The sequence below is a fragment of the Mycobacterium sp. NGS45 genome (assembly GCF_059812645.1).
The window spans coordinates 125902-147871 of the sequence record NZ_JCALDB010000001.1 but is presented as its reverse complement, the minus strand read 5'-3'; the positions used below and the strand labels follow the sequence as shown (position 1 = coordinate 147871).

Below are 21970 nucleotides of genomic sequence, written 5' to 3'. Positions count from 1 at the left end.
CCGAACCTACCGTGGCGGATATCTAGTCACTGTCAAGATGGGAGTTCGAGATGGCCGTGCTACTGAACCTGCTGATCGCCACCGCGTTAGCCCGCGCGGTGGGCGCGCTGGGGGTGGACTACGTCGACGGCTGGCCGCAGGCCATCGCCGTCGGGCTGGCCTCGATGTTCGCGATGACGGGCGTGGCGCACTTCGTGCAACCGCTGCGCGGCGACATGATCCGGATCGTGCCGCCGCGGCTTCCGGCGCCGGGGTTCCTGGTCACCGTGACCGGTGTGCTGGAGTTGCTGGGTGCCGTCGGACTGCTGCTGCCGGCGACCCGAGTGCCGGCAGCGCTGTGCCTGTTGGTGTTGCTGCTGGTGATGTTCCCGGCCAACGTGCATGCTGCCCGGATGCCGGACCCGCCGGAGTCGATGAGCACGCCGCTGGGGCTGCGCTCACTGCACCAGATCGTCTACCTGGCCGCCGCCGTAGTGGTCGCGGTCGGCGGTGGCCAGTAACCAGGCGTACTGGAACGCGGCTTCCTTCCAGCGCTCGTAGCGTCCGCTGATCCCGCCGTGCCCGGCACTCATCTGGGTCTTCAACAGCACCGGATGCGCATCGGTCTTGGTGTGCCGCAGCGCGGCCACCCATTTGGCCGGTTCGACGTAGAGCACCCGGGTGTCGTGCAGCGAGGTCATCGCCAGGATGGCCGGATAGTCCTTGGCCGCGACGTTCTCATACGGCGCATAGGACTTCATGTAGGCGTACACCTCGGGGTCATCCAGCGGATTGCCCCACTCATCCCATTCGGTCACGGTCAGCGGCAACGAAGGATCCAGCATGCTGGTGAGCGGATCGACGAACGGCACCTGCGCCAGGATGCCGGCGAACAGCTCCGGCGCCAGGTTGGCCACCGCACCCATCAGCAGTCCGCCGGCGCTGCCGCCGAGCGCCACCAGCTGCTCCGGCTTGGTCACCTTGGTGTCGACCAGATGTCTTGCCACCGCGATGAAGTCGGTGAAGCTGTTCTTCTTCTGCAGCAGCTTGCCGTGCTCGTACCACAGCCGGCCCAGTTCGCCGCCGCCCCGCACGTGCGCGACCGCGAACACCATGCCGCGGTCCAGCAGCGAGAGCCGGGCAATGGAGAAGCGCGGGTCCTCGCAGGATTCGTAGGAGCCGTAGCCGTACAGCAGCGCCGGGGCCGGCAACTCGATGACCTTGCGGTAGATCAGCGAAATCGGCACCCGGGCACCGTCATCGGCGACGGCCCAGTCCCGGTGCTCGACGTAGTCGTCGGGCCGGTAGTCGCCGAGCACCGGTTGTTCCCGCAGCAGGATCTGCTCGCCGGTGCACAGATCCAGGTCGTAGACTCGGACCGGGATGACGAATGAAGTTGCCGCGAACCGCAACCGGGGCGCGGCCCAGTTCGGGTTGGCGCTCAGCCCCGAGGACATCAGCTCGGATTCGAAGCCGATCTCCTCGGGATCACCGTAGCTGCCGTCCGGCCGGATCGGCCAAATCTGGAAGCGGGGCAACGCTTCTCGCCGGTAGCTGACCACCAACTGATCGGCGAAGGCGTCCACGGCCTCCAGGCGCACCTCGTCGTCGTGCCGAATCAACACGGTCTGATCAGCAGGATCGGTGACCGGCGCCTCGGTCAGCATGAAGTTGACCGCGCCGTCGTTGTGCAGGATCAGGAACCGGTCCTGGCCACCGACCACGGCGTGCTCCACCGAATACTCCACGCCTTCGCGGCGGCCCCACACGCTGGTGAACTCGGCGTTCGGATCGTGCGCATCGGCGACGAAAACCTCAGCGGTGATTCCGGATCCAGAGCCGATCATCACGTAGGCGTCGCTGCGGCTGCGGCCGACACCGAGCCAGAACCGTTCATCGGGTTCGTGGTACACCTGCTCGGCGGGCGCTCCGCTGCCCAACCGATAGCGCCATACCGTATCGGTGCGCCAGGCGTCGTCGACGGTGGTGTAGTAGATCGTCGCGTTGTCGGCGGCCCAAGTGGCGCCGGCAGCGATCCCGGTGATCTCGTCGGGGTAGCGCTGCCCGGTGCGTAAGTCCTTGAACCGCAAGGTGTAACGCTCATCACCATGCACGTCCACCGAGTAGGCCAGCAGGTTGCCGTCCGGGCTGATGGTGGCCGCGCCCAAGGCGAAGAACTCGTGACCGTCGGCCTCGACGTTCTCGTCGAGCAGCACCTGTTCGCCGGGCACCTCGGTGTGCTCGTCGAGCTCCGGCGGGCTCCAGTAGTCCGGACCGCGCACCGGGCAGCGACAGTGCACGCCGTACTGCTTGCCCTCGAAGCTGCGCGCGTAGTACCAGTGCTCGCGCCGCCGGGTCGGGACCGACAGGTCGGTCTCCTTGGTCCTGGCCTTGATCTCGTCGAAGATCCGCTGCCGCAACGGTTCCAGGTGCTCGGTGACCGCGTCGACGTAGTGGTTCTCGGCCTCCAGGTGGGCGATCACCTCGGGGTCGGCCTTGTCCCGCAGCCACTCGTACGGGTCGGTGAACAGATCGCCGTGGAACTCGCGGCGATGCGCTATCCGCTTGGCGACCGGTGGGGTCGGGCTCATGCGGCGGGTCCGATCCAGTCGGCGAAGCTGCGGCCGGAAATCCGTTCGTAGGCTTCGATATAGCGTTCCCGGGTGGCCGCCGCGATCTCCGGCGGCAACGGCGGCGGGGTACCGGCCCGGTCCCAGCCCGACTCCGGTGCAGTGAGCCAGTTACGGACGAACTGCTTGTCGTAGCTGTTCTGCACCCGGCCGGGCTGGTACTCGTCGGCCGGCCAGTACCGCGAGGAGTCCGGGGTGAACACCTCGTCGGCCAACCGCAGCGTGCCGGCCGAGTCCACCCCGAACTCGAACTTGGTGTCGGCGATGATCACACCGCGCGAGGCCGCGTGCTCGGCGCCCTGCCGGTAGATCTGCAGGGTCAGCTCGCGCAACTGCTCGGCACGTTCGGCGCCCACCTGGGCCACCACCGCGTCGAACGCGACGTTCTCGTCGTGCGCGCCGATCGCGGCCTTGGTGGCCGGGGTGAACAGCGGCCGGTCGAACTTGCTGGCCTCGCCCAGCCCGGCCGGCAGCGCGATACCGCACACCTGGCCGGTACGCTGGTAGTCCAGCAGACCCGAGCCGGTCAGATAACCGCGCGCGACGCACTCGACTTCGATCATGTCCAGCTTGCGCACCACCAGCGCGCGGCCCAGCACTTCGTCCGGGATGCGCGGATCGTCCGGCGGGCCGGCCAGGTGGTTGGGCACATCGAGCAGATCGAAGAAGAACACGCTCATCGCGGTCAGGATGCGGCCCTTGTCCGGGATCTGGGTGTCCAGGATGTAGTCGTAGGCCGAGATCCGGTCGGAGGCCACGAACAGCAGCGTTTCGTCGTCGATCCGGTACAGCTCGCGGACCTTGCCGCTGGACAGGTGTTGGTATTCGGACAGCGCGGGTCGCATCGGGCCAGCCTAGCGGTGTGCGGCGGGTGCTGATTCGCACCGGTGGCGCTGACCCGATCGGCCCCCGCCGGGCGCCGGCGCATGCTGGGATCGACGCATGACTTCGCGGTTCGTCCCGTACGCCACTCGTCCGCACCGGTGGCTGCTGCAGATCTCGTCCGATCTCCTGGTGATCGCCTGGACGGTGCTCTGGGTGGTGGTCGGCATGGCCGTGTACGACGCGGTCGCGGCGATCGGCGCGGTCGGCCGCGGCGTGCAGAGCGGCGCCCAGGGCATCTCGGAGAACCTGCGGACGGCCGGTGACAGCGTCGACGGCGTGTGGCTGGTGGGTGATCAGCTGGCCAAACCGTTGACCGCGGCCAGCACCGCCGCGGTGGATCTGGCCGACGCCGGCCAGAGTCTGTCCGACACCGCCGGCTGGCTGGCCTGGGTGCTGGCGTTTGCGGTCGCGGCCACCCCGATCGTGTTGGTCGGGATGCCGTGGCTGTATCTGCGGCTGCGGTTCGTCCGGCGCAAGTGGACCACCCTGACGTTGGCCGCCACCCCGGCCGGTGAGCAACTGTTGGCGCTGCGCGCGCTGGCCAACCGTCCGCTGCGCAAGCTGGTCGGGGTCAGCGTCGACCCGGTCGGCGCGTGGCGCCGCGAAGACCCGATCGCGATCCGTGGCCTGGCCCGCCTGGAACTCCGCTCGGCGGGCCTGCGCCGCTAGCGATTTCGGTGCGTTTACGGGTGTTCAGCGCCCCTGCGCGCACCGAAATCGCGGGCTACAGGATGGCGCCGGGTGCGTACTTGGCCGCCTCGGGATGGCGGGCCACCAGCTCTTCGACCGCGCGCACCACTTCGTCGACCTGATCTCCGGCCGCCCCGGTGAACGCGGCCTTGTCGGCCAGCGCGGCATCCAGCGCGGCGCGGTCCAACGGCAGTCGCGCGTCGGCGGCCAACCGGTCCAGCAGGTCGGGTTCGCGTCCCTGTTCGCGCATCGCCAGCGCGACGGCGACGGCATGTTCCTTGATCACCTCGTGCGCGGTTTCGCGACCCACACCGGCACGCACAGCGGCGATCAGGATCCGGGTGGTGGCCAGGAACGGCAGGTAGCGGTCCAGTTCGCGCTGGATCACCGCCGGGTAGGCGCCGAACTCGTCGAGCACGGTCAAAAACGTCTCGGTCTGCCCGTCGAGGGCGAAGAACGCGTCCGGCAGCGCGACCCGGCGCACCACCGAGCAGAACACGTCGCCCTCGTTCCACTGCGCGCCGGCCAATTCGGCGGCCATCGCGGCGTACCCGCGCAGCACCACCTGCAGACCGTTGACGCGTTCACAGGAGCGGGTGTTCATCTTGTGCGGCATCGCCGAGGAGCCCACCTGGCCCGGTGCGAAACCCTCGGTGACCAGTTCGTGGCCGGCCATCAGACGCACCGTGTGCGCGAACGACGACGGCCCGGCACCGAGCTGGACCAGCGCGGAGAGCACATCGTGGTCCAGCGACCGCGGATAGACCTGGCCGACGCTGGACAGCACCGAGGAGAAGCCGAGGAACTCGGCGACCCGGGACTCCAGCTCCCCGAGCCGGCCGGCGTCGCCGTCGAACAGATCCAGCATGTCCTGCGCGGTACCCATCGGGCCCTTGATGCCGCGCAGCGGGTAGCGGTCCAGCAGCTCGCGGATCCGGTGCAGCGCCACCAGCATCTCCTGGGCGGCCGACGCGAACCGCTTACCCAACGTGGTGGCCTGGGCGGCGACGTTGTGTGAGCGGCCGGCCATCACCAGATCGCGATGCGCGACGGCCCGGTCGGCCAGCCGCGCGGCCACCGCCACGCCGTGCTCGAACACCAGCTCGAGTGACCGGCGGATCTGCAGTTGTTCGACGTTCTCGGTGAGGTCGCGGCTGGTCATGCCCTTGTGCACGTGCTCGTGGCCGGCCAGTGCGTTGAACTCTTCGATGCGCGCCTTGACGTCGTGGCGGGTGACCCGTTCGCGCGCGGCGATGGACGCCAGGTCGACGTCGTCGAGCACGCGTTCGTAGTCGTCGACCACACCGTCGGGAACCGGGATGCCCAACTCGGCCTGCGCGCGCAGCACCGCCAGCCACAGCCGGCGCTCGGCGATGATCTTGGCTTCCGGGGACCAGATGGCCACCATCTCGGGGCTGGCGTAGCGCGTGGCCAGGACGTTCGGGATGCTCACGGACACACAGCTTACGGCGACCGACGCCGTCGGCCGAGTCCGCCGGAGCTCACACCGGTGCCGCACTCCGCTCATAGGGCGCTAGGACGTCGATGACGTCGACCAGGGTGGCGCGCGCGGCCACCCGGGGGTCGGCCGATTCGTCGACCAGGGCCGACACCACCGCGCCGTCGACCGCGCACACCAACGCCGAGACCATCTCCACCCGGCCGGTGCGGCCCGAGCGTTCCACCACGTCCCGCACCGCCTCGGTGCGTTGTTGCAGCATCCGGCGTTGGATGTCACGCAAGCCGGGTTGCCGGGCGCACGCGATGTAGCGCTCGTAGCGCGAGATCAGCCCGGTCGAGCCGGGTTCGTCGTCGACCAGCAGACCGACCAGCAGGTCCGCGGTGGCCTCGGCGCCGCGCCGGCGCCGGGACAATCCGGCGACCCGGCTGGTCAGCTGGGCCGCCTCCCGCATCCCGATGTACTCGACCGCCGCGGCGATCAGTTCGTCCAGCGAGGCAAAGTAGTAGGTGGTCGACGCCAACGGCAGACCGGCCCGGCGAGCCACCGCGCGATGCCGCACGGCGTCGAACCCGCCTTCGCACAGCAGATCAGCGGCGGCGCTGACCAACGCACACCGCCGCCTTTCGCCCTTCCGGGTGACCGCTGCAGTCACGAATAGCATGCTGCCATTTGTGCTGGTCAAAGCGGGCGTTTTCGGCAAACCCGGGCCGCTGGCAAAATGTCGGCCATGTCTGCCCGGCACCGCGCCCGAGTTTCTCGCCGTTCCGCGCTGCGTCTGGGGCTGAGCGCGGCCGCGGCCGGCGCGGGTGCCTGGGCGCTGGACGCGACGCTGTCGGGCAAACCGAGCGGGGCGGGCCCGCAGATCTCGATGACCGGGGTCGGCACCCCGCTGGCGCCGCCCGTCCCGCTGGATCCGGCGCCGCGGACGGCCCCGACCATGGTCACCGGCGCGTTCGATTCGGCCGCGCGCGGGGTGTCGACCAATTGGGCGATCGCGCGCCCGCCGGGGCAGACCGCGTCGCTGCGACCGGTGATCGCGCTGCACGGCAAGGGCGGGGACGCCGCCTCGGTGATGGCCGGTGGCGTCGAGCAGGGTTTGGCGCAGGCCGTGGCGGCCGGGTTACCGCCGTTCGCGGTGGTGTCGGTCGACGGCGGCGGCAGCTACTGGCACCGCCGCGCCTCCGGTGAGGATTCCGGCGCGATGGTGCTCGACGAACTGCTGCCGCTGCTCGACGAGCAGGGCCTGGACACCTCGCGGGTGGCATTCCTGGGCTGGTCGATGGGCGGCTACGGCGCGTTGTTGCTCGGTGCGCGACTGGGTCCGGCGCGCACTGCCGCGATCGCCGCGGTCAGCCCGGCACTGTGGCTGTCCTCCGGTGCGACCGCGCCGGGCGCGTTCGACGGCCCCGACGACTTCGCCGCCAACTCGGTGTTCGGTTTGGCTGCGCTGGAATCGATTCCGATCCGCATCGACTGCGGCGAGTCCGACCCGTTTGCCGGGGCCACCCGGGAGTTCATCGCCCAGCTGTCCACGCCGCCGGCCGGCGGGTTCTCCCCCGGCGGCCACGACGGCGCATTCTGGAGTTCGCAACTGTCGGCCGAGTTGGACTGGATCGCCCCGCTGCTGACCGCCTGAACTCGATCCGAGCCGCGGGATCAGCCCAGCTGATAGCGGATCGGCAGGTGCTTGAGTCCGCCGACGAACACCGTCGCCATGTGTTCGGGCGGCCCGGCGAGTTCGATCGACTTCAGCCGCGGCAGCAGTGCCGAGAAGAAGCTGTTGATCTCCATCCGCGCCAGCGCCGCTCCCATGCAGAAGTGCACGCCGTAGCCAAAGGCGACGTGCCGGTTGGGATCTCGTGCGACGTCGAAGCGGAACGGGTCGTCGAAGACGTCTTCGTCGCGGTTCCCGGACGGGTAGGACAGCAGCACCGCTTCGCCGGCCGCGATCTTCTGGCCGCGTACTTCGGTGTCGCGCTGCGCCGTTCGCATGAACTCCTTGACCGGGGTGACCCAGCGGACCATCTCCTCGACGGCCAACGGCATCAGGCTCATGTCGTCCTGCAGTCGGCGTAGCTGATCGGGGTTCTCGATCAGCGCCTGCAGCCCGCCGGAGATGGTGGCACTGGTGGTGTCATGCCCGGCGGTCGCGACGATCAGGTAATAGGACACCGTCTCGATGTCGGACAGTGGTTCGCCGTTGATCGTGGCGTTGGCGATCGCCGAGGCCATGTCCTCGGTCGGGTTGGCGCGCCGGGATGCGGTGACCTCGTTGAAGTAGTTGAACATGTCGAACAGCGCGGCGCCGCGCTCCTCCATCGACACACCGCGCTGGAACTCCTCGTCGTCGCTGCCGAACAGTTCCTGGGTGTACTTGAGCATGCGCGGGAAGTCGGACTCGGGCAGACCCAGCAGCGACATGATCACGTACAGCGGGAAATTCACCGCGACCTCGGAGACGAAGTCGCACTCCGGGCCCACCGCCGCCATCTGGTCGACGTACCGGTTGGCCAGTTCGTCGACCCGAACCTTCATCGCGCGCATGGCCTTCGGCCGGAACCAATCCGAACCGATGGCGCGCACCACGCGGTGTTGCGGATCGTCGAGGTGGATCAGGGTCTTGACGCCCATGGCCGCTTGCTGGGCATCGCCCTCCCGGGTGGTCAACACCGGCCGGGGCGAGTTGGTGAACAGCTCGTTGTCACGTTCGACGTCGAGGATGTCGGCGTGCTTGGTGATCGCCCAGAACGGCGCGTAATCCTCGACCTCGACCCAGGACACCGGCTCGGTGGCCCGACACCGGGTCAAGGCCTCGTGCAGCCGGGCCTCATCGGCATAGGCCTTGGGGTCGGCGAGCACCGCAGCCGGCGACTCGATTGTCGGATTACTCATTGATCCCACCTGTCTCCCGCGCTGTGACGCCGTTCACTTTGTAGACGCACAGTATCACTTCCGGTAATTACCTCAGTACGGCCTCGACGGGCCCTCGTCATGTCCTGATCAGCCCTGATCCACGCCGCCGACCAGCCCGGTCGCGGACTCGGCACGCTGCTGATAGGCCGCCCGGGCTGCGGTGTCGAATTCCAGGAACGACCGGTCCGAACCCATCCTGGCGTGCAGCCACCGCCGGCCCCGCGGGCCCAGCATCGAGATCAACGGCGCGGCGAAACGCATTCCGGCAGGCACCGTGACGTGCGTGCGCGGGCGGTCCAGGGTCTTGACCACCGCGCGCGCGATCACCGCGGGAGCCACCGGCTTGCTACCGAGCGGGGTCTTGGTGCCGGCGATCAACTCGGTGGTGGTGAACGGCGGCAGCACCACGCTGACCTGCACGCCGCGCCCGGCGAACTCGTCGGCCAGCGCGCCGGACAGTCCCACCACCGCGAATTTGGTTCCGGCATAGACCACTTGGCCCGGCACCGGCACCGCACCGGCCAGCGAGGCGATGTTGACGATGTGCCCGCTGCCCCGCTGCGCCATCTCGGGCAGCACCAGCCGACACCCGGTGAGCACACCGCAGAAGTTGACCTCGATCGCGGTGCGGGTGGCATCCTCGCTCTGCTCCAGGTAGTGCCCGACCGGCATCACGCCGGCGTTGTTGACCAGTACGTCGACCCGACCGTCGCCGTCGGCGCGGACCGCATCCAGGAAGTCTGCAAAGGATGCCGGATCGGTGACATCCAACGGATGTCCGCTCACCTTCCCCAGCGCCGACAGTCGCTGCACGGCAGGCGCGAGCAGCGGTACGTCGCGGTCGCCGATGACCACCTGAGCACCTCGTCGCAGCAGCGCCTCGGCGGTGGCGAATCCGATTCCGCGGGCCGCCCCGGTGATCGCGACGGTCTTACCGGTTATCCGATCCATCGACGTGTCCTCTCCGCCACTCGAAGCCGGGTTCGTTGCTGCCAACCACTTCGATCATCGGGTCCTGACCTGGTCGAGCACCTCGGCGATCACGGGTTCGGGGGTGCCGGCCGGGAAGCCGGGCAGCACCCGGTCGATCACACCGGCGCAGCGCTCGCCGAGCACCGCGGCGACCCGATCGATCGGTGCGACGACGGCGAACGCAGCCAGCATCTCGTCGTCGATCAAGTCCGCCATCGCGTCCCAGCCGCCCTCGATCGAAAGCCGGCGTAGCTCAGGTTGCAGCTCGCCCCAGCCGTGCAGCTCCAGCACCCGGCGGTAGGCCGGGGTGGACGCATAGAACGCGATCTGCTTGCGGAAAGCCGTTGCCGCCGTCGCGATCTCACCTTCGTCGCGGCCGGTCACGACGAACACCGGGCTGGAAACCTGGAAGTCCTCGCGGCCGCGGCCACTTGCCTGCAGGCCGCGCTGCACCGCCGGGAGGGTGACCTCGTCGAGATAGCGGCGGGTGGTGAAGGCGTGCGCAAGTAGACCGTCGCCGACCCGACCGGTCATCTCGGTCATCGCCTCGCCGACCGCGGCGATGAACACCTTCGGCGCGGCGACCTGCACCGGCTCCGGGGTGAACATCGGGGTCATCAGCGTGTGGCGGTAGAACTCGCCCTCGAAGTCGAGCCGCTCGCCGGTGCTCCAACATCGCCAGATCGCCCGTAGCGCCTCGACGTACTCGGCCATCCGCCGCACCGGGTGACTCCACGGCATCGAGAAGCGCCGCTCGATGTGCGGCTTGATCTGGGTCCCGAGCCCCAGGATGAACCGGCCGCCGGAATAGGCCTGCAGGTCCCAGCCCAGGTTGGCCACCGTCATCGGGCTGCGCGCGAAGGCCACCGCGATGCTGGTGCCCACCTCGATCGAGGTGGTGTGCTCGGCTGCCAACAGCAACGGCAGGAACGGATCATGGTTGATCTCACCGGTCCAACAGCCGTGGTACCCGGCCTGCTCGTGCGCGCGGGCTACCGCTGGGACCCGGTCGAGTTGGCTGGGGATTCCGCGGTCGATCTTGAGCTTCCCGACCATGCTGGGAACGCTACAGTAAGTAATTCGGTACGGTCAACGCGCCGGGCGGTACCATCGACCGGTCCACGCAGCGAGGAGAGGCGATGACCGACGCACGCCCGCCGGCCGCGGCTTGGGCGCCCACCCTGGCCGACCTGGAACAGCGCCGGGCGCGGTCGTATGCGATGGGCGGCCCACAGCGGCTGGCCACGCACGGCGCGAGCGGCAAGCTGAACGCCCGCGACCGGATCGACGCGCTGCTCGACCCGGGCACCTTCCGGGAACTCGGCACGCTGGTGGGCGGCCAAGCCGCCGCCGACGGCATCGTGGTGGGTTCGGGCGAGGTCGACGGCCGTCCGGTGCTGGTGGGTGCCGAGGACTTCACCACCCTGGCCGGCACCATCGGCTCGGGTTCCAATGCCAAGCGCTACCGCATCGCCGAACTGGCTGTGCGGGACAAGATTCCGATGATCATGCTGCTCGAAGGCGCGGGCTTTCGGCCCGGTAAGCACGGCGGGCGCTCTCCCACCGACCTGATCGCGCAGGCCCGCTGCTCGGGCCTGGTGCCAACGGTCGCGGCCATCCTGGGCCCGTCGGCCGGCCACGGCGCCCTGGTCGCGCCCGTGTGCGACTTCCGGATCATGAGCAGCCACGGCGCGATCTTCACCGCGGGCCCCCCGGTGGTGAAGGAGTCCACCGGGGAAGACATCTCCAAGGAGGAACTCGGCGGCCCGGCGGTGGCGGTGGCCAGCGGCGTGGTGCACAACGTGGCCGCCGACGACGCCGCCGTGCTGGGGCAGATCCGGCGCTACCTGTCCTACTTCCCGTCCAGCGCGTGGTCCTACCCACCGCAGCGAAGCGGCGCGGACATCTCGGGGCGGCCCACCCCCGAACTGCTCGACATCGTGCCCCGGGACAGCCGCCGCGGCTACGACATGCGCCAGGTGCTCGACGTGGTATTCGACGACTCCGACTGGTTCGAGGTGCAAGCCGACTTCGGCCGCGGAATCATCTGCGCGCTGGCGCATCTGGGCGGTCACCCGGTTGCGGTGCTGGCCAATCAACCGAAAGTGATGGCCGGGGCGATCGACTGCGATGCCGCCGACAAGGCCGCGCACTTCATCCAGGTCGCCGACTCCTTCCACCTGCCGCTGCTCTTCCTGGCCGACAATCCCGGGATGCTTCCCGGTAGCCGCTCGGAAAGCCAAGGCATCCTGCGCAGTGGTGCGCGGATGTTCACCGCGCAGACCGTGGCCAGCACCGTCAAGATCCACCTCACACTGCGCAAGGCCTACGGCTTCGGGTCGATGGTGATGTCGCTGCTCGGGTTCGACGGCCAGACTGCGACCTTCGGCTATCCCGGCGCCACGCTGGGGGCGATGAGTGCCGCAGCGCTCAGCCGCGCCGCCAAGGCCGATGGCGACCTGGCCGATGAACTACGCGAGGCCGAGTTGCAGGCGTCGTTCAACTCCGCGGACAACTTCGGATTCGATGAACTGATCGACCCGCGCGAAACCCGCGACGCGCTGCTGGCGGCGCTGCGCCGCGGCCTGCACGCCAGACAGCAAGCAGCCCAACCGGTTCACCGGACCGCGATCCTGCCGTGACGATCAGAAGGTAGCCAGCCGAACATGACGAGTTTGCGTGACCAGATCCTCGGCGGTTGGCGGCTGTCCTGCTTCGATGCGCGCGACGACGCCGGTGGCCAACTGCGCCAACCGCTCGGCGAACACCCGCGCGGGCTGATCTTGTACACCCACGACGGCTGGATGTCGGCCCAGCTGGCACCGCAGGATGACACCGGACCCAACGGCTACATCGCTTACGGCGGACGATTCCAGGTCGACGAGCAGGCCGGCACGGTCCGGCACGACGTCATCATGTCGACCATGCCCGAACTGCTGCTCAGCCCGCAGGTACGCGAGGTCCGGCTCGATGGTGATGTGTTGACCTTGTCGGCGACCACCCGCGATTCGGCCGGGCTGACCACGCATGCTCGCCTGGTATGGCAGCGCGAGATCCGATGAAACGCTGACAGGAAGGCCGAATCCGCTATGCCGCAGGATATTCGTGAACTCGCCGATGACCCGGAACGCTATGCCGCCGAACTGCGCGCGCGGTGGGGTGGTCTGCTCAGCTACCGCTACATCGGCCGCAGCTATGCGCAGATGGACCTCGGGCCAACCGACGACACCGTGACCGTGCGCCACGATATGCGCAACGAGGCCGGCGGTCTGCTGCTCGCCGTGCTGGGCATCGCCTCTCCGGAAGGCGGCGGTATGACCGACCTCGAGGACGTGCCCAATCCGGTGGTGCACAGCTGCCAGGTCCTCGATCCAGGCCTCGACGTCACCCGATTCGAGGTGATCGGCGAAACCCTCAAGCGCGGACGGCAATTGGGCTACAGCCGCTCGGTGCTCGTCGACGCCGAGCGCCCGGAACGGGTTCTGGCGGTCACCGAAGGCCAAGGCATCAGCCTCGGGACACCGCCAGAGGGTCTGCAGAAGATGGCCGTGCAGCCGATCGAGGTGGTCGACTCGCCGGACCTGCCGCCGCTGTGGCAGGTCTTCGGCGGCCACCGGCGCGGCCAAAGCGTTTGGGGGCTACCGGAATTGTCGGTTGAGGTGGCCTCCCCCGACGCCGCCCTGCACATCGGACCCCAGTTCGTGATCCTGGAGACCGCAGCACTGGACGCGGCCGCAGCCCGGGTCGGTAGCCCTCGACTGCAGGGCGTGAGCTCGCACGTGATGTTCCTGGCGCGCGGCAAGGTCGGGCCGTTCCGCGCCGAAGCCGAGGCCTTCGGGGGTGCCGGCGATCAGGTGCTGGCGCGGGTGCGACTGTTCGACGAGGGCAACGCCGACCGGCTGATCACCACCGGGTCCTACCAGTTCACCGTGTCCGACGCCCAGACCCCGCCGCCGGCCGCGCTACCGTAACAACCGCGGCACAGCCCGAAACAACTTGGAGGACAACAACCATGGATCTGGGATTGACCGGCGCCACCGCCGTCGTCACCGGCGGCAGCAAGGGCATGGGTTTGGCCATCGCCGAAGCACTGGGCTCCGAGGGCGCCTCGGTCGCGATCATGGCCCGCAACCAGTCCGATCTGGACGCCGCTGCCCGACGGGTCTCCGAAGCCGGTGCACCGCAGGTGATCCCGCTGAGCGTGGACATGTCCGATCCGGCCTCGATCAGCGCCGGGTTCGCGGCCGTTGCCGAAGCCTTCGACACCCTCAACGTCCTGGTGCACACCGTCGGACCCGCTGCCGGCAACTTCGAGGAACTCGATGACGACGACTGGCAGGCCGCCTTCAACCTCGGCACCATGTCGGCGGTACGCAGCGTGCGGGCCGCGCTGCCGATGCTGCGCTCGGCGCCGTGGGCGCGCATCGTCACCCTGTCCGCGCACTCGATCCAACGGCAGAGCCCGCGACTGGTGGCCTACACCGCCGCCAAGTCGGCGCTGTCGAGCCTGACCAAGAACCTGTCCAAGAGCCTGGGACCGGACGGGATCCTGGTCAACTGTGTGTGCCCGGGCACCATCGTGACCGCCAGCTTCACCGAGAACCTCAAGGACGTGCTGGCCGCCGACGGCTTCGACTCCGCCGACCCGCACGATGTGATGCGCTGGGTGGAGCAGAGTTTCGGTCACCCGTGCGATCTGGGCCGCGCCGGTCTGCCGGAGGAAATCGCGTCGGTGACCACCTATCTGGCGTCCCGGCGCAATGGTTACGTCACCGGCGCCACCGTCAACGTCGACGGTGGCTCGGACTTCATCTGATCTCGGCGCGGTAGGCGCTGACCACCGGCTCGAGTTCGGCCGGGGTGGCGCCGTGCATGATCACGGCGTCGGCGCCGTAGTCGAATTCCTGACGTACCCGCTGCGCGCACTGCTGCGGGCTGCCGGTGGCGGCCGGCTCCAGCCACTCGTCGGGTAGCAGCGTCGCGATGTGTTCGATCTGGTCGGCGCTGGCCTTGTGGTCGATTCCACCGGGGATCGAGGTGACCACCGAATCAGCCCGAAACCGTTCCAGCACAGCCGGATCCCAGCCGTTGGTGCGCACCAGCAGGTCACCGTAGCCCTGCAGGTAGGTGGCAAGGCGCGCCACGGTCTTCTTCAGCCGCAGTTCCTCGGGCAGGTGATCGCCCACCGTGGCGAAGCAGGACCACACCTTGACCGCGGCCGGATCCCGCCCGGCTTCCTCGGCAGCCTGCTTGACCGTGGCCACGCAGCGGGTCAGGGTCTCGGGGGTGAAGTAGGTGTGCAGGATGACGTCGTCGAACAGCCGCCCACCCAGCTTCAGCGTCTCCGGGCCGAACGCCACGATCGCCAGCCGGATGTCTTCGCGGAAGTCCGGGTCCAGGAACAGCACCGGGTACTGACCGATCGGGCCGTCGTGGTTGAAGATCAGTTCGCCCTGCCAGAGTCGGCGCATCACCTGGGCGAAATCCGCCATCTGGGCCGTGGTCACCGCGGGGATGCCGAACGCCGAATACATCGCGGCGATGCCGCGCCCGATGCCGAGCGTGAACCGGCCCCCGGCGAGCCGGTGCATGGTGGTGGCCCACGATCCGGTGATCAGCGGATGGCGGGTGTTGTGGTTGGTGGCCGCGGTCGCGATCTGCATCCGGGAGGTCACCGCGCACGCGGCACCGGTGAGCGAGGAGGCTTCCTTGACGTTCCAGCGTTCGGAGATGAAGGCGGTGCCGAAGCCCATTTCCTCGCCGTGCCGGGCCTCCTCGACCAGGGTGGCCGGTCCTTCTCCGCCGGCGCCGGCCAGCAGGTAGTAGCCCAGTTCGTCGAGCACGCGATCAGTCACTTCCACACTCCCAGTTTGTGTCCACAGTTCCACACTTCGGTGATCCGGCCGTCGACTACCCGGAATATCTCCATGCTGCCGACCTCCACACTCGTGCCGTCCTTGAGTCGCATCGGCGACTGGTAGACGATCGCCACGTGCTCGCCGTCATCGCCGGCGACCACCAGGTTGAGCTCGAAACGCAACTCGTCGAACATCTCCCAGTGGTCCACGATGCGTTGCACTGCCTGGTCGTGGCTGAGCACCGTGGCTTCACCCACTTCGTGCCGGATGACCTTCTCGCCCATCAGTTCATCGGCCAACGCGAAGTCACGCTGGTTCCACACCACGAGGTTGTAGGCCTCGACCACCTCGCGCGCCGTCCGTTTCGTCATCCGAAGACCGCCACCGCGTCAATGTCGTCGATGGCCGCCACGGCCCGGTCGGTCAGCGTCACCACCAGCCGTCGAGAACGTTCCGGCAACGTGTCCCAGCCCAGCATGGTGATCACCGGCAGCACCATCAGATACGCCGTGGCCATCCGGTAGTCCCGCCAGGCTTCGTCGAAGCCGTAGTCGGCGACGTCGAGGTGCTGCAGATACTCGCGCAGCAGCGCCTCGTCGTGACCACGGCGCACCTCGGTGGGCAGTCCCTGGCTGACCAGGTAGGCGATGTCCGCCGCGCCGGCCCCCAGCCCGGCGAACTGGAAGTCCACCACCTTCAACGCTTCGCCCCGGAAGAACAGATTGTCGGCGCGAATGTCACCGTGCAGCAACATGTGTCGGCGGCTCAACGCATCCAGCGCCTGCGGCGCGTGGTCGGCGAACCGTTCGGCGAACCGCGCCACCGCGGTCGGCACCGTCATCGTCGTGTGCTGCAGGTACACCGGCCAGGCCGGCGCGAACACCGGCACCAACAGGTCCCGGATGCCCGGGGCGCCGAAGCTGGGAAAATCTCCCGCGGCGATCAGGTCCGCCGAGCGCAGCGACCAGGCGTGCAGCCCGGCCAGCGCGCCGATGCACTGCCGGGTCTGGTCCAAGGTCAGCCCAGCCAGATGATCGGCGTTGTCCCAGCCCGCCAGATCCTCGATGACCAGGACGAAATCTGCTCCGGATTCCGCGATCTGGGCCGCGTAGACCTCCGGCACGCCGAGCGGCGCCTGCCCGGCGACGCGGCGGTAGAACTCCAGTTCGCGCCGGTAGCCGCCGAGGGTTTCCATCGCGCCGCGCGCTTCCGGGGTGCCGGGCAGTTTCACGATCACCGACGATGGCAGGTCGGCGTCGCCGCGCAAGTGCGCCCGGTAGAGCAGCGATGAGAAGCCGCTGTCCTCGGCGATGCGTTCGGCCCGCACCGAATCCACGGTGCCTGCCAGTGCGCCACTGAGCCATTCCGGGGTCACGTCGTCGATCGTCGACGGGATGGTCACCGAATGGGGGCTCACAGGCGACCTCCAGGATTTGACGCTGAACAAATAAGTTAGTTGCTCACTGATTGATAGGCAAGGGCGTCCGGTCGGCTCAGTCGCCGGACGCGACCCGCAGGAACTGTTCGGTCACGGCCTGCACCCGACGGGAGAACAGATGCCCGACGTGGCTGCCGTCATGCCAGTGCAGCTGCCCACCCCACTTCTCGTGCATCTCCAAAGCCGGTGCCCGAAGCGCCATTTGGTCGTGCCAAGCCCCCACGATGAGCCGGCGGTGCGGCGGTGCCATCGGCACGGTCTGCAGCGGGTCGATCACCTTGGTCAGCTCGGTCACCGCCGGGGAGCTCAGCAGCACGGACACCTCGTCGGCGCTACCACCCCAGCGATGCAGATGGTTGGCGATCATGGCGTTCAGACCGCGGATCGGGGTGTACAGCGCCACCGCCGCGGCGGCCGGTTCCATGCTGGACACCAGCGCGGCCACGCCGCTGCCCAGCGACAAGCCGGACAGTGCAATCACCGTCGCCTGCGGCTCGAGCCAACGAATCACCGCCCGTACCTCCGAGACCGTGCGCATCATGCCGGCGACGTTGGAGAGCGGATCGGTGTCCGGGTAGCTGGGCCACCAACCGCGCCGCGGGCCGTGCCCGGGCTGGATCGGCAACGCCACGTTGAAGCCGAGCTTGCGGTGGATGCGGCCCACCCGGGCCACCGGAAAGTCCGATAGCCCGCCTTGGCCGGCCCCGTGTACCCACACCAACCACGGTCGACGACGACCGCCCGGATGCCGCACCAGATTGCACACCGCCCGCGACGGCCCGCCCAGCGCCCGCAGGCTGTCCGGAAGCTGCGGATCGTGGTCGTAGGTGAGCTGCTCGAAACTGAACTGGCCCGCCAGCTTGCGGCGAATCTGGCGCACCTGCAGTGGGTTTGGCTCCCGGTAGGCGCCGGGAAACCCGAGCTCGACCAGTTCGGCGGCGACCCCCTGGTAGTCCTGCACCGCAGAGTGGATGCTGGGCGGCGCAGCGCCCAGCGTCATCAGGGTGACCGCGAGTTCATCCAGCGCCACCTCCCCGAGCTGACGCAGCCCGCCGACCGAGCGGGCGTTCCAGCCGCCGGCCTGGGTGAGGTGGTCGACCGACCTGGGCACTACGCCGCCGACTTCGCGGGCGATCTGCCCGACTCGGGCTCGCAGGTCCATGCGCTCAGGCCGGGGTGAACCGCAGCATGGTGCGGGTCAGGTGCAGCGACGTGATCTGCCAGCGGCCGTCGGTCTTCAGATACGTCTCGTGGTAGTGCCCGGCGCCGTGCAGTTGCCGGCCGTCGGGGAAGACCAGCAGATCCTCCATGGCCCAGATCCCGCGCGCGGTGCCGTCGCCGCCGAGTTCGATCTCCGGGGTGTGGCAGTGGTGCATGGTCGCCGCGTCACCGATGCCGCCGAGCACCACCGGCAGGAAGGCGTCCAGACCTTCCAGCGGCGGTGCGGTCTGCGGGTCGGCACCGCCGGTGGACACCGCCATATCCAACGTCACCACGACGTCGGGGCGAAACAGCCCGCGCCAGGCATCGATGTCGCGGGTGTCGAGGTAGCGGCAGTACCGCGCCTTCAGCACGCGAATCGCCTCGAGTTCCGCAGCGGCCGCAGCCAGCGGGTCGGTCATCCATGCACCTCCGTCGACATCCCCGAAACCTCAACTGTAATCTATTCCGTACATGTCTTTGCGGGAAGCGGGGTGCAAGAATGAAGGTACCGTTCACCTGGAAGGTAACGGGCTGGTTCATGATCGGCTGGTCGGCCGAATATGAAGTTGGCGACGTCAAGGCGCTGAAGTACTTCGGCGAGGACCTGGCCGCCTACCGCGACGACAACGGCCAACTGCACGTGCTGGAGGCGCACTGCAAGCATCTGGGTGCGCACATCGGCCACGGCGGCAAGGTGGTGGGCGACTGCGTCGAATGCCCGTTCCACGGCTGGCGCTGGGGACCGGACGGCGCCAACACCTACATTCCCTATCAGCCCGACCGCCCCAACCGCGGTCTGCGGCTGCGCAGCTACCCGGTCGCCGAGCAGCACGGCTGCATCTTCATGTGGTACCAACCCGAGGGCATACCGCCGCAGTGGGAGCTACCGGACATCTTCTTGAAGTTCCCGCAGTTCAACACCGATCCGAACGCCTACTACCGGCCCTACCCGGAGTTCTCCAGCCGCGCCGACGGCATCCACGTGCATCCGCAGATCGTCGCCGAGAATGCCCCGGACAGCTCACACTTCCGCTACGTGCACGGTGCCACCGTGACCCCGGTGTGCCTGGATTGGGAAGGCGTGGGCGAGGAATGGCGCTTCGTGACCGGTTGGCCGGATGCGCGCAGCACCGCCCCGGACAAGATGGCGCTCAAGATCCACAGCCACTATTCCGGGCTGGGCTTCGCCATGAGCGCGTTCGAGGGGTCGTCCAACCATCGGCTGATCTTCGCCTGCACCCCGGTCGACGACGAGGTGTCGGACATGTTCTATTCGATCTGGTGGCCCAAGCTGGACGGCGAAACCTCCGATGTGCCGCCGCCGGAGGTTCGAACCAAGGTGGAACGCCAGTTCCTCAAGACCGTGTGGGAGGACGTCGACATCTGGGACCACCAGATCTACATCGAACGCCCACCGCTGGCCAAGGTCGACGCGAAGCACTATATGGCCCTTCGAAAATGGGCCACCCAGTTCTACGACGTCCCGCCGGCCGACGCGCCCCGGCCCGCGCAGTCCATGACCTCGGCATGAGGCCGGATCTCGCCGAACTGGTCGCACCCGGGCACACGGCGATCGTCACCCAGGAACTGCAGGGCGCTGTCGTCGGCCCACGCGCCGGGCTGGCGGCGCTGGCAGACGAGGCGCGCCGGGAGGCGTTACCCAACATCGCCCGGATGCTGCCGGTCGCCCGGGCTGCCGGCGTCGCAGTGCTGCACTGCCTGGTGCAGCGACGTACCGACGGTCGCGGCTCCAACCACAACGCCAAGCTGTTCGACATCGGCCGCGCCGGTGTGGACATCACACCCGGCAGCGAAGGCGCAACGCTGCTCGACGAGTTCGGACCCGAGGCAGCCGACCTGGTGCTGCGGCGCTGGCACGGACTGGGCCCGATGGGCGGTACCGACCTGGATCCGATCCTGCGCAATCTGGGCGTGCGCACCATCGTCGCGGTCGGGGTTTCGCTCAACGTCGCGATCCCCAACCTGGTGATGGACGCCGTCAACGCCGGCTACCGGGTGGTACTGCCGCGTGACGCGGTGGCCGGGGTGCCCGCCGAGTACGGCGCCGCGGTCATCGACAACACCCTGGCGCTGCTGTCGACCGTCACCACCACCGATCAGCTGATCGCCAGTTGGCAGTCGGTATAGTCACCGAATCCGCACGAAACATCGGAGCTGCAATGCAATTCACGGTTCCCGCCGTACTCGACGCGATCGCCGCAGCCGTACCCGACCGGACTCTGCTGATCCAAGGTAAGCGGCAATACAGCTACGCCGACATGGTCGAGCGTTCGCGGCGGCTGGCCAACTACCTGCACAGCCAGGGCCTGGGTGCGCACACCCCGCGCTCCGGGCTGGACGGGCATCAGAGCGGCCAAGACCTGCTCGGCATCTACGCGCACAACGGACCGGAGTACGTCGACGCCCTGTTCGGTTCGTTCCGGGCCCGGGTCGCGCCGTTCAACGTGAACTACCGCTACGTCAAGAGCGAGTTGCAGTACCTGCTCAACGATTCCGGGGCCACCGCGCTGCTCTACCACGCGGCGTTCGCACCCCGGATCGCCGAGATACTGCCCGAGCTGCCGAAGCTGCGGGTACTGATCCAGATCGCCGACGAGTCCGGCAACGAATTGTTGGACGGCGCCGTCGATTACGACACCATGCTGGCCGAAAGCTCACCCGGTCCGGTGCCGGTGCAACCGGATCCCGACGACCTGTACGTGCTCTACACCGGTGGCACCACCGGCATGCCCAAGGGCGTGCTGTGGCGGCAGCACGATATCTACGTCGCCTCGTTCGGCGGCCGGAACCTCTACAGCGGCCACACCGCAGCGTCGATCGAAGAGTTGGTCGAGGGGGCTGCGGCCAACCCCGGTATGACGATGATGATCCTGCCGCCGCTCATGCACGGTGCCGCGCAATGGGCCGTGATGACCGCCATGACCGGCGGAAACACCGTGCTGTTCTCGGAGGCGACCGCCAACTTCGATCCGCACCGGGTGCTGGCCGAGATCGCCGAGCATCAGGCCGGGGTGGTGACCGTGGTCGGTGACGCCATGGCCCGACCGCTGGCCGACGCCATCGAGACCGGCGACGTCGACGTGTCATCGCTGAACGTGGTGGCCAACGGCGGTGCGCTGCTCACGCCGACCGCCAAGCAGCGGTTGATCGACGTCAAACCCGGCCTGGTGGTGGTCGACGGTGTCGGCTCCTCGGAGACCGGTGCGCAGATGACGCACATGTCGGCACCCGGTGCGGTGTCCACCGGCACGTTCAACCCGGGTCCGGAGACTGCCGTGGTGGCCGAGGACCTGAGTTCCGTGCTGCAGTCCGGGCACGACGGCCTCGGTTGGCTGGCCCAGCACGGCGCCGTCCCGCTGGGCTACCTGGGCGATGCGGCCAAGACCGCCAAGACCTTTCCGGTGATCGCCGGCGTGCGCTATTCGATACCGGGAGACCGGGCCCAGCACCTCGCCGACGGCTCGATCCTGCTACTGGGCCGGGACTCGGTGACGATCAACACCGGCGGCGAGAAGGTGTTCGCCGAAGAGGTGGAGACCGCGATCGCCGCGCACCCGGATGTGCGGGACGTGCTGGTCACCGGCCGGCCCAGTGAGCGCTGGGGTCAGGAAGTGGTCGCGGTCGTCGCGCTGCAACCCGAGGCCAAAGAGGACGCCGGGGCGCTGATCGAACACGCCGCCACCTTGCTGGCCCGCTACAAGCTGCCCAAGGCTGTGGTGTTCCGACCCGAGATCGTACGCAGCCCGGCCGGCAAGGCCGACTACCGCTGGGCCAAAGAGCAAGCAACCCAGTAGCTTCGGTGCCCGTCGCTACCCCCTCACCGCTCTTCCCACCGCCCGACCGCTCTCGCGCTCAACCATTTTCTTCGCGCTTATTGAATTACATAAGCGGGAAGGAAATGGTTGAGCGGCAACGCGTT

The 21970-nt window shown here is 68.4% G+C and carries 22 protein-coding genes; 10 read left to right on the top strand and 12 right to left on the bottom strand.

The window, feature by feature from the left end; all coding sequences use genetic code 11:
• Positions 1-50 precede the first annotated feature (50 nt).
• Complete coding sequence (locus AC5Y3P_RS00655; RefSeq protein ID WP_500043958.1) at positions 51-500, top strand: DoxX family protein; 450 nt, start codon at positions 51-53, stop codon at positions 498-500.
• On the opposite strand, the gene AC5Y3P_RS00650 is transcribed toward AC5Y3P_RS00655, so the two are convergent.
• Both AC5Y3P_RS00650 and AC5Y3P_RS00645 read right to left on the bottom strand, forming a co-directional pair.
• Complete coding sequence (locus AC5Y3P_RS00650) at positions 438-2570, bottom strand: S9 family peptidase (protein ID WP_500043957.1); 2133 nt, start codon at positions 2568-2570, stop codon at positions 438-440. The two genes, AC5Y3P_RS00655 and AC5Y3P_RS00650, sit on opposite strands and share 63 nt — an antisense overlap.
• Entirely contained in the window at positions 2567-3454 is an 888-nt protein-coding gene (locus AC5Y3P_RS00645; protein WP_500043956.1) for a phosphoribosylaminoimidazolesuccinocarboxamide synthase, read from the bottom strand. The genes AC5Y3P_RS00650 and AC5Y3P_RS00645 overlap by 4 nt, the downstream gene beginning before the upstream one ends.
• Before the next feature lie 97 nt (positions 3455-3551).
• Between AC5Y3P_RS00645 and AC5Y3P_RS00640 the strand changes: the two genes are divergently transcribed.
• Complete coding sequence (locus AC5Y3P_RS00640) at positions 3552-4163, top strand: hypothetical protein (RefSeq protein ID WP_500043955.1); 612 nt, start codon at positions 3552-3554, stop codon at positions 4161-4163.
• A 55-nt stretch (positions 4164-4218) separates the two neighbouring features.
• Here AC5Y3P_RS00640 and purB read toward each other — a convergent pair whose 3' ends face one another.
• Positions 4219-5637 carry an adenylosuccinate lyase gene (gene purB, locus AC5Y3P_RS00635; RefSeq protein ID WP_500043954.1) on the bottom strand — a complete coding sequence of 473 codons (1419 nt, stop codon included), beginning with the start codon at positions 5635-5637 and terminating at the stop codon, positions 4219-4221.
• 49 nt (positions 5638-5686) lie between these two features.
• Positions 5687-6307 (bottom strand): TetR/AcrR family transcriptional regulator, encoded by a 621-nt coding sequence (locus AC5Y3P_RS00630; RefSeq protein WP_500043953.1) that lies wholly within the window; start codon positions 6305-6307, stop codon positions 5687-5689.
• A 66-nt stretch (positions 6308-6373) separates the two neighbouring features.
• Here AC5Y3P_RS00630 and AC5Y3P_RS00625 point away from each other — a divergent pair, with 66 nt between their 5' ends.
• The gene (locus tag AC5Y3P_RS00625; protein ID WP_500043952.1) at positions 6374-7282 is read left to right on the top strand and encodes an alpha/beta hydrolase; all 909 of its coding nucleotides are present in this window, start codon (positions 6374-6376) and stop codon (positions 7280-7282) included.
• Between the two features lie 20 nt (positions 7283-7302).
• On the opposite strand, the gene AC5Y3P_RS00620 is transcribed toward AC5Y3P_RS00625, so the two are convergent.
• From AC5Y3P_RS00620 to AC5Y3P_RS00610, 3 genes are all read right to left on the bottom strand, one after another.
• A complete protein-coding gene (locus tag AC5Y3P_RS00620; RefSeq protein ID WP_500043951.1) occupies positions 7303-8538 on the bottom strand; it encodes a cytochrome P450 in 1236 nt (411 codons plus the stop codon).
• Positions 8539-8646: 108 nt separating this feature from the next.
• On the bottom strand, positions 8647-9510 hold the full coding sequence (locus tag AC5Y3P_RS00615; RefSeq protein WP_500043950.1) for an SDR family oxidoreductase: 864 nt from the start codon (positions 9508-9510) through the stop codon (positions 8647-8649).
• A 54-nt stretch (positions 9511-9564) separates the two neighbouring features.
• Positions 9565-10587 carry an LLM class F420-dependent oxidoreductase gene (locus AC5Y3P_RS00610; protein ID WP_500043949.1) on the bottom strand — a complete coding sequence of 341 codons (1023 nt, stop codon included), beginning with the start codon at positions 10585-10587 and terminating at the stop codon, positions 9565-9567.
• An 83-nt stretch (positions 10588-10670) separates the two neighbouring features.
• On the opposite strand from AC5Y3P_RS00610, the gene AC5Y3P_RS00605 reads away from it, so the two are divergent.
• The 4 genes from AC5Y3P_RS00605 to AC5Y3P_RS00590 are packed head-to-tail and all read left to right on the top strand — an operon-like array spanning position 10671 to position 14347.
• Positions 10671-12173, top strand: coding sequence for an acyl-CoA carboxylase subunit beta (locus tag AC5Y3P_RS00605; RefSeq protein ID WP_500043948.1), 1503 nt, complete (start codon positions 10671-10673; stop codon positions 12171-12173).
• A gap of 24 nt (positions 12174-12197) precedes the next feature.
• A complete protein-coding gene (locus AC5Y3P_RS00600; protein WP_500043947.1) occupies positions 12198-12593 on the top strand; it encodes a lipocalin-like domain-containing protein in 396 nt (131 codons plus the stop codon).
• Positions 12594-12620: 27 nt separating this feature from the next.
• A complete protein-coding gene (locus AC5Y3P_RS00595) occupies positions 12621-13502 on the top strand; it encodes a hypothetical protein (protein ID WP_500043946.1) in 882 nt (293 codons plus the stop codon).
• Between the two features lie 41 nt (positions 13503-13543).
• Positions 13544-14347, top strand: coding sequence for an SDR family NAD(P)-dependent oxidoreductase (locus AC5Y3P_RS00590; protein ID WP_500043945.1), 804 nt, complete (start codon positions 13544-13546; stop codon positions 14345-14347).
• On the opposite strand, the gene AC5Y3P_RS00585 is transcribed toward AC5Y3P_RS00590, so the two are convergent.
• From AC5Y3P_RS00585 to AC5Y3P_RS00565, 5 genes are all read right to left on the bottom strand, one after another.
• Positions 14340-15386 (bottom strand): TIGR03857 family LLM class F420-dependent oxidoreductase, encoded by a 1047-nt coding sequence (locus AC5Y3P_RS00585; protein ID WP_500043944.1) that lies wholly within the window; start codon positions 15384-15386, stop codon positions 14340-14342. The two genes, AC5Y3P_RS00590 and AC5Y3P_RS00585, sit on opposite strands and share 8 nt — an antisense overlap.
• Positions 15383-15760 carry an ester cyclase gene (locus tag AC5Y3P_RS00580; RefSeq protein WP_500043943.1) on the bottom strand — a complete coding sequence of 126 codons (378 nt, stop codon included), beginning with the start codon at positions 15758-15760 and terminating at the stop codon, positions 15383-15385. Before AC5Y3P_RS00580 ends, AC5Y3P_RS00585 begins: the two co-directional genes overlap by 4 nt.
• Complete coding sequence (locus AC5Y3P_RS00575; RefSeq protein WP_500043942.1) at positions 15757-16806, bottom strand: phosphotransferase; 1050 nt, start codon at positions 16804-16806, stop codon at positions 15757-15759. Before AC5Y3P_RS00575 ends, AC5Y3P_RS00580 begins: the two co-directional genes overlap by 4 nt.
• A gap of 76 nt (positions 16807-16882) precedes the next feature.
• Positions 16883-17989 (bottom strand): alpha/beta hydrolase family protein, encoded by a 1107-nt coding sequence (locus AC5Y3P_RS00570; protein ID WP_500043941.1) that lies wholly within the window; start codon positions 17987-17989, stop codon positions 16883-16885.
• 4 nt (positions 17990-17993) lie between these two features.
• Positions 17994-18449, bottom strand: coding sequence for a nuclear transport factor 2 family protein (locus AC5Y3P_RS00565; RefSeq protein ID WP_500043940.1), 456 nt, complete (start codon positions 18447-18449; stop codon positions 17994-17996).
• Positions 18450-18529: 80 nt separating this feature from the next.
• Here AC5Y3P_RS00565 and AC5Y3P_RS00560 point away from each other — a divergent pair, with 80 nt between their 5' ends.
• From AC5Y3P_RS00560 to AC5Y3P_RS00550, 3 genes are read left to right on the top strand one after another with little or no spacing between them, the layout of a single operon-like run.
• Positions 18530-19561: an aromatic ring-hydroxylating oxygenase subunit alpha gene (locus tag AC5Y3P_RS00560; protein WP_500043939.1), complete on the top strand. Its 1032-nt coding sequence runs from the start codon at positions 18530-18532 to the stop codon at positions 19559-19561.
• A complete protein-coding gene (locus AC5Y3P_RS00555) occupies positions 19558-20178 on the top strand; it encodes a cysteine hydrolase family protein (protein ID WP_500043938.1) in 621 nt (206 codons plus the stop codon). Before AC5Y3P_RS00560 ends, AC5Y3P_RS00555 begins: the two co-directional genes overlap by 4 nt.
• A gap of 32 nt (positions 20179-20210) precedes the next feature.
• Positions 20211-21845 (top strand): acyl-CoA synthetase, encoded by a 1635-nt coding sequence (locus AC5Y3P_RS00550; RefSeq protein WP_500043937.1) that lies wholly within the window; start codon positions 20211-20213, stop codon positions 21843-21845.
• Positions 21846-21970: the final 125 nt, after the last annotated feature.

What these genes read in the sequence shown, in the direction of transcription:
- AC5Y3P_RS00630 (WP_500043953.1), bottom strand. Translation starts at nt 6,307, where the DNA reads ATGCTATTCGTGACTGCAGCGGTCACCCGGAAGGGCGAAAGGCGGCGG.
- AC5Y3P_RS00640 (WP_500043955.1), top strand. Translation starts at nt 3,552, where the DNA reads ATGACTTCGCGGTTCGTCCCGTACGCCACTCGTCCGCACCGGTGGCTG.
- AC5Y3P_RS00595 (WP_500043946.1), top strand. Translation starts at nt 12,621, where the DNA reads ATGCCGCAGGATATTCGTGAACTCGCCGATGACCCGGAACGCTATGCC.
- AC5Y3P_RS00655 (WP_500043958.1), top strand. Translation starts at nt 51, where the DNA reads ATGGCCGTGCTACTGAACCTGCTGATCGCCACCGCGTTAGCCCGCGCG.
- AC5Y3P_RS00625 (WP_500043952.1), top strand. Translation starts at nt 6,374, where the DNA reads ATGTCTGCCCGGCACCGCGCCCGAGTTTCTCGCCGTTCCGCGCTGCGT.
- AC5Y3P_RS00550 (WP_500043937.1), top strand. Translation starts at nt 20,211, where the DNA reads ATGCAATTCACGGTTCCCGCCGTACTCGACGCGATCGCCGCAGCCGTA.
- AC5Y3P_RS00590 (WP_500043945.1), top strand. Translation starts at nt 13,544, where the DNA reads ATGGATCTGGGATTGACCGGCGCCACCGCCGTCGTCACCGGCGGCAGC.
- AC5Y3P_RS00620 (WP_500043951.1), bottom strand. Translation starts at nt 8,538, where the DNA reads ATGAGTAATCCGACAATCGAGTCGCCGGCTGCGGTGCTCGCCGACCCC.
- AC5Y3P_RS00560 (WP_500043939.1), top strand. Translation starts at nt 18,530, where the DNA reads ATGAAGGTACCGTTCACCTGGAAGGTAACGGGCTGGTTCATGATCGGC.
- AC5Y3P_RS00570 (WP_500043941.1), bottom strand. Translation starts at nt 17,989, where the DNA reads ATGGACCTGCGAGCCCGAGTCGGGCAGATCGCCCGCGAAGTCGGCGGC.
- AC5Y3P_RS00605 (WP_500043948.1), top strand. Translation starts at nt 10,671, where the DNA reads ATGACCGACGCACGCCCGCCGGCCGCGGCTTGGGCGCCCACCCTGGCC.
- AC5Y3P_RS00580 (WP_500043943.1), bottom strand. Translation starts at nt 15,760, where the DNA reads ATGACGAAACGGACGGCGCGCGAGGTGGTCGAGGCCTACAACCTCGTG.
- AC5Y3P_RS00555 (WP_500043938.1), top strand. Translation starts at nt 19,558, where the DNA reads ATGAGGCCGGATCTCGCCGAACTGGTCGCACCCGGGCACACGGCGATC.
- AC5Y3P_RS00600 (WP_500043947.1), top strand. Translation starts at nt 12,198, where the DNA reads ATGACGAGTTTGCGTGACCAGATCCTCGGCGGTTGGCGGCTGTCCTGC.
- AC5Y3P_RS00615 (WP_500043950.1), bottom strand. Translation starts at nt 9,510, where the DNA reads ATGGATCGGATAACCGGTAAGACCGTCGCGATCACCGGGGCGGCCCGC.
- AC5Y3P_RS00610 (WP_500043949.1), bottom strand. Translation starts at nt 10,587, where the DNA reads ATGGTCGGGAAGCTCAAGATCGACCGCGGAATCCCCAGCCAACTCGAC.
- AC5Y3P_RS00645 (WP_500043956.1), bottom strand. Translation starts at nt 3,454, where the DNA reads ATGCGACCCGCGCTGTCCGAATACCAACACCTGTCCAGCGGCAAGGTC.
- AC5Y3P_RS00650 (WP_500043957.1), bottom strand. Translation starts at nt 2,570, where the DNA reads ATGAGCCCGACCCCACCGGTCGCCAAGCGGATAGCGCATCGCCGCGAG.
- AC5Y3P_RS00565 (WP_500043940.1), bottom strand. Translation starts at nt 18,449, where the DNA reads ATGACCGACCCGCTGGCTGCGGCCGCTGCGGAACTCGAGGCGATTCGC.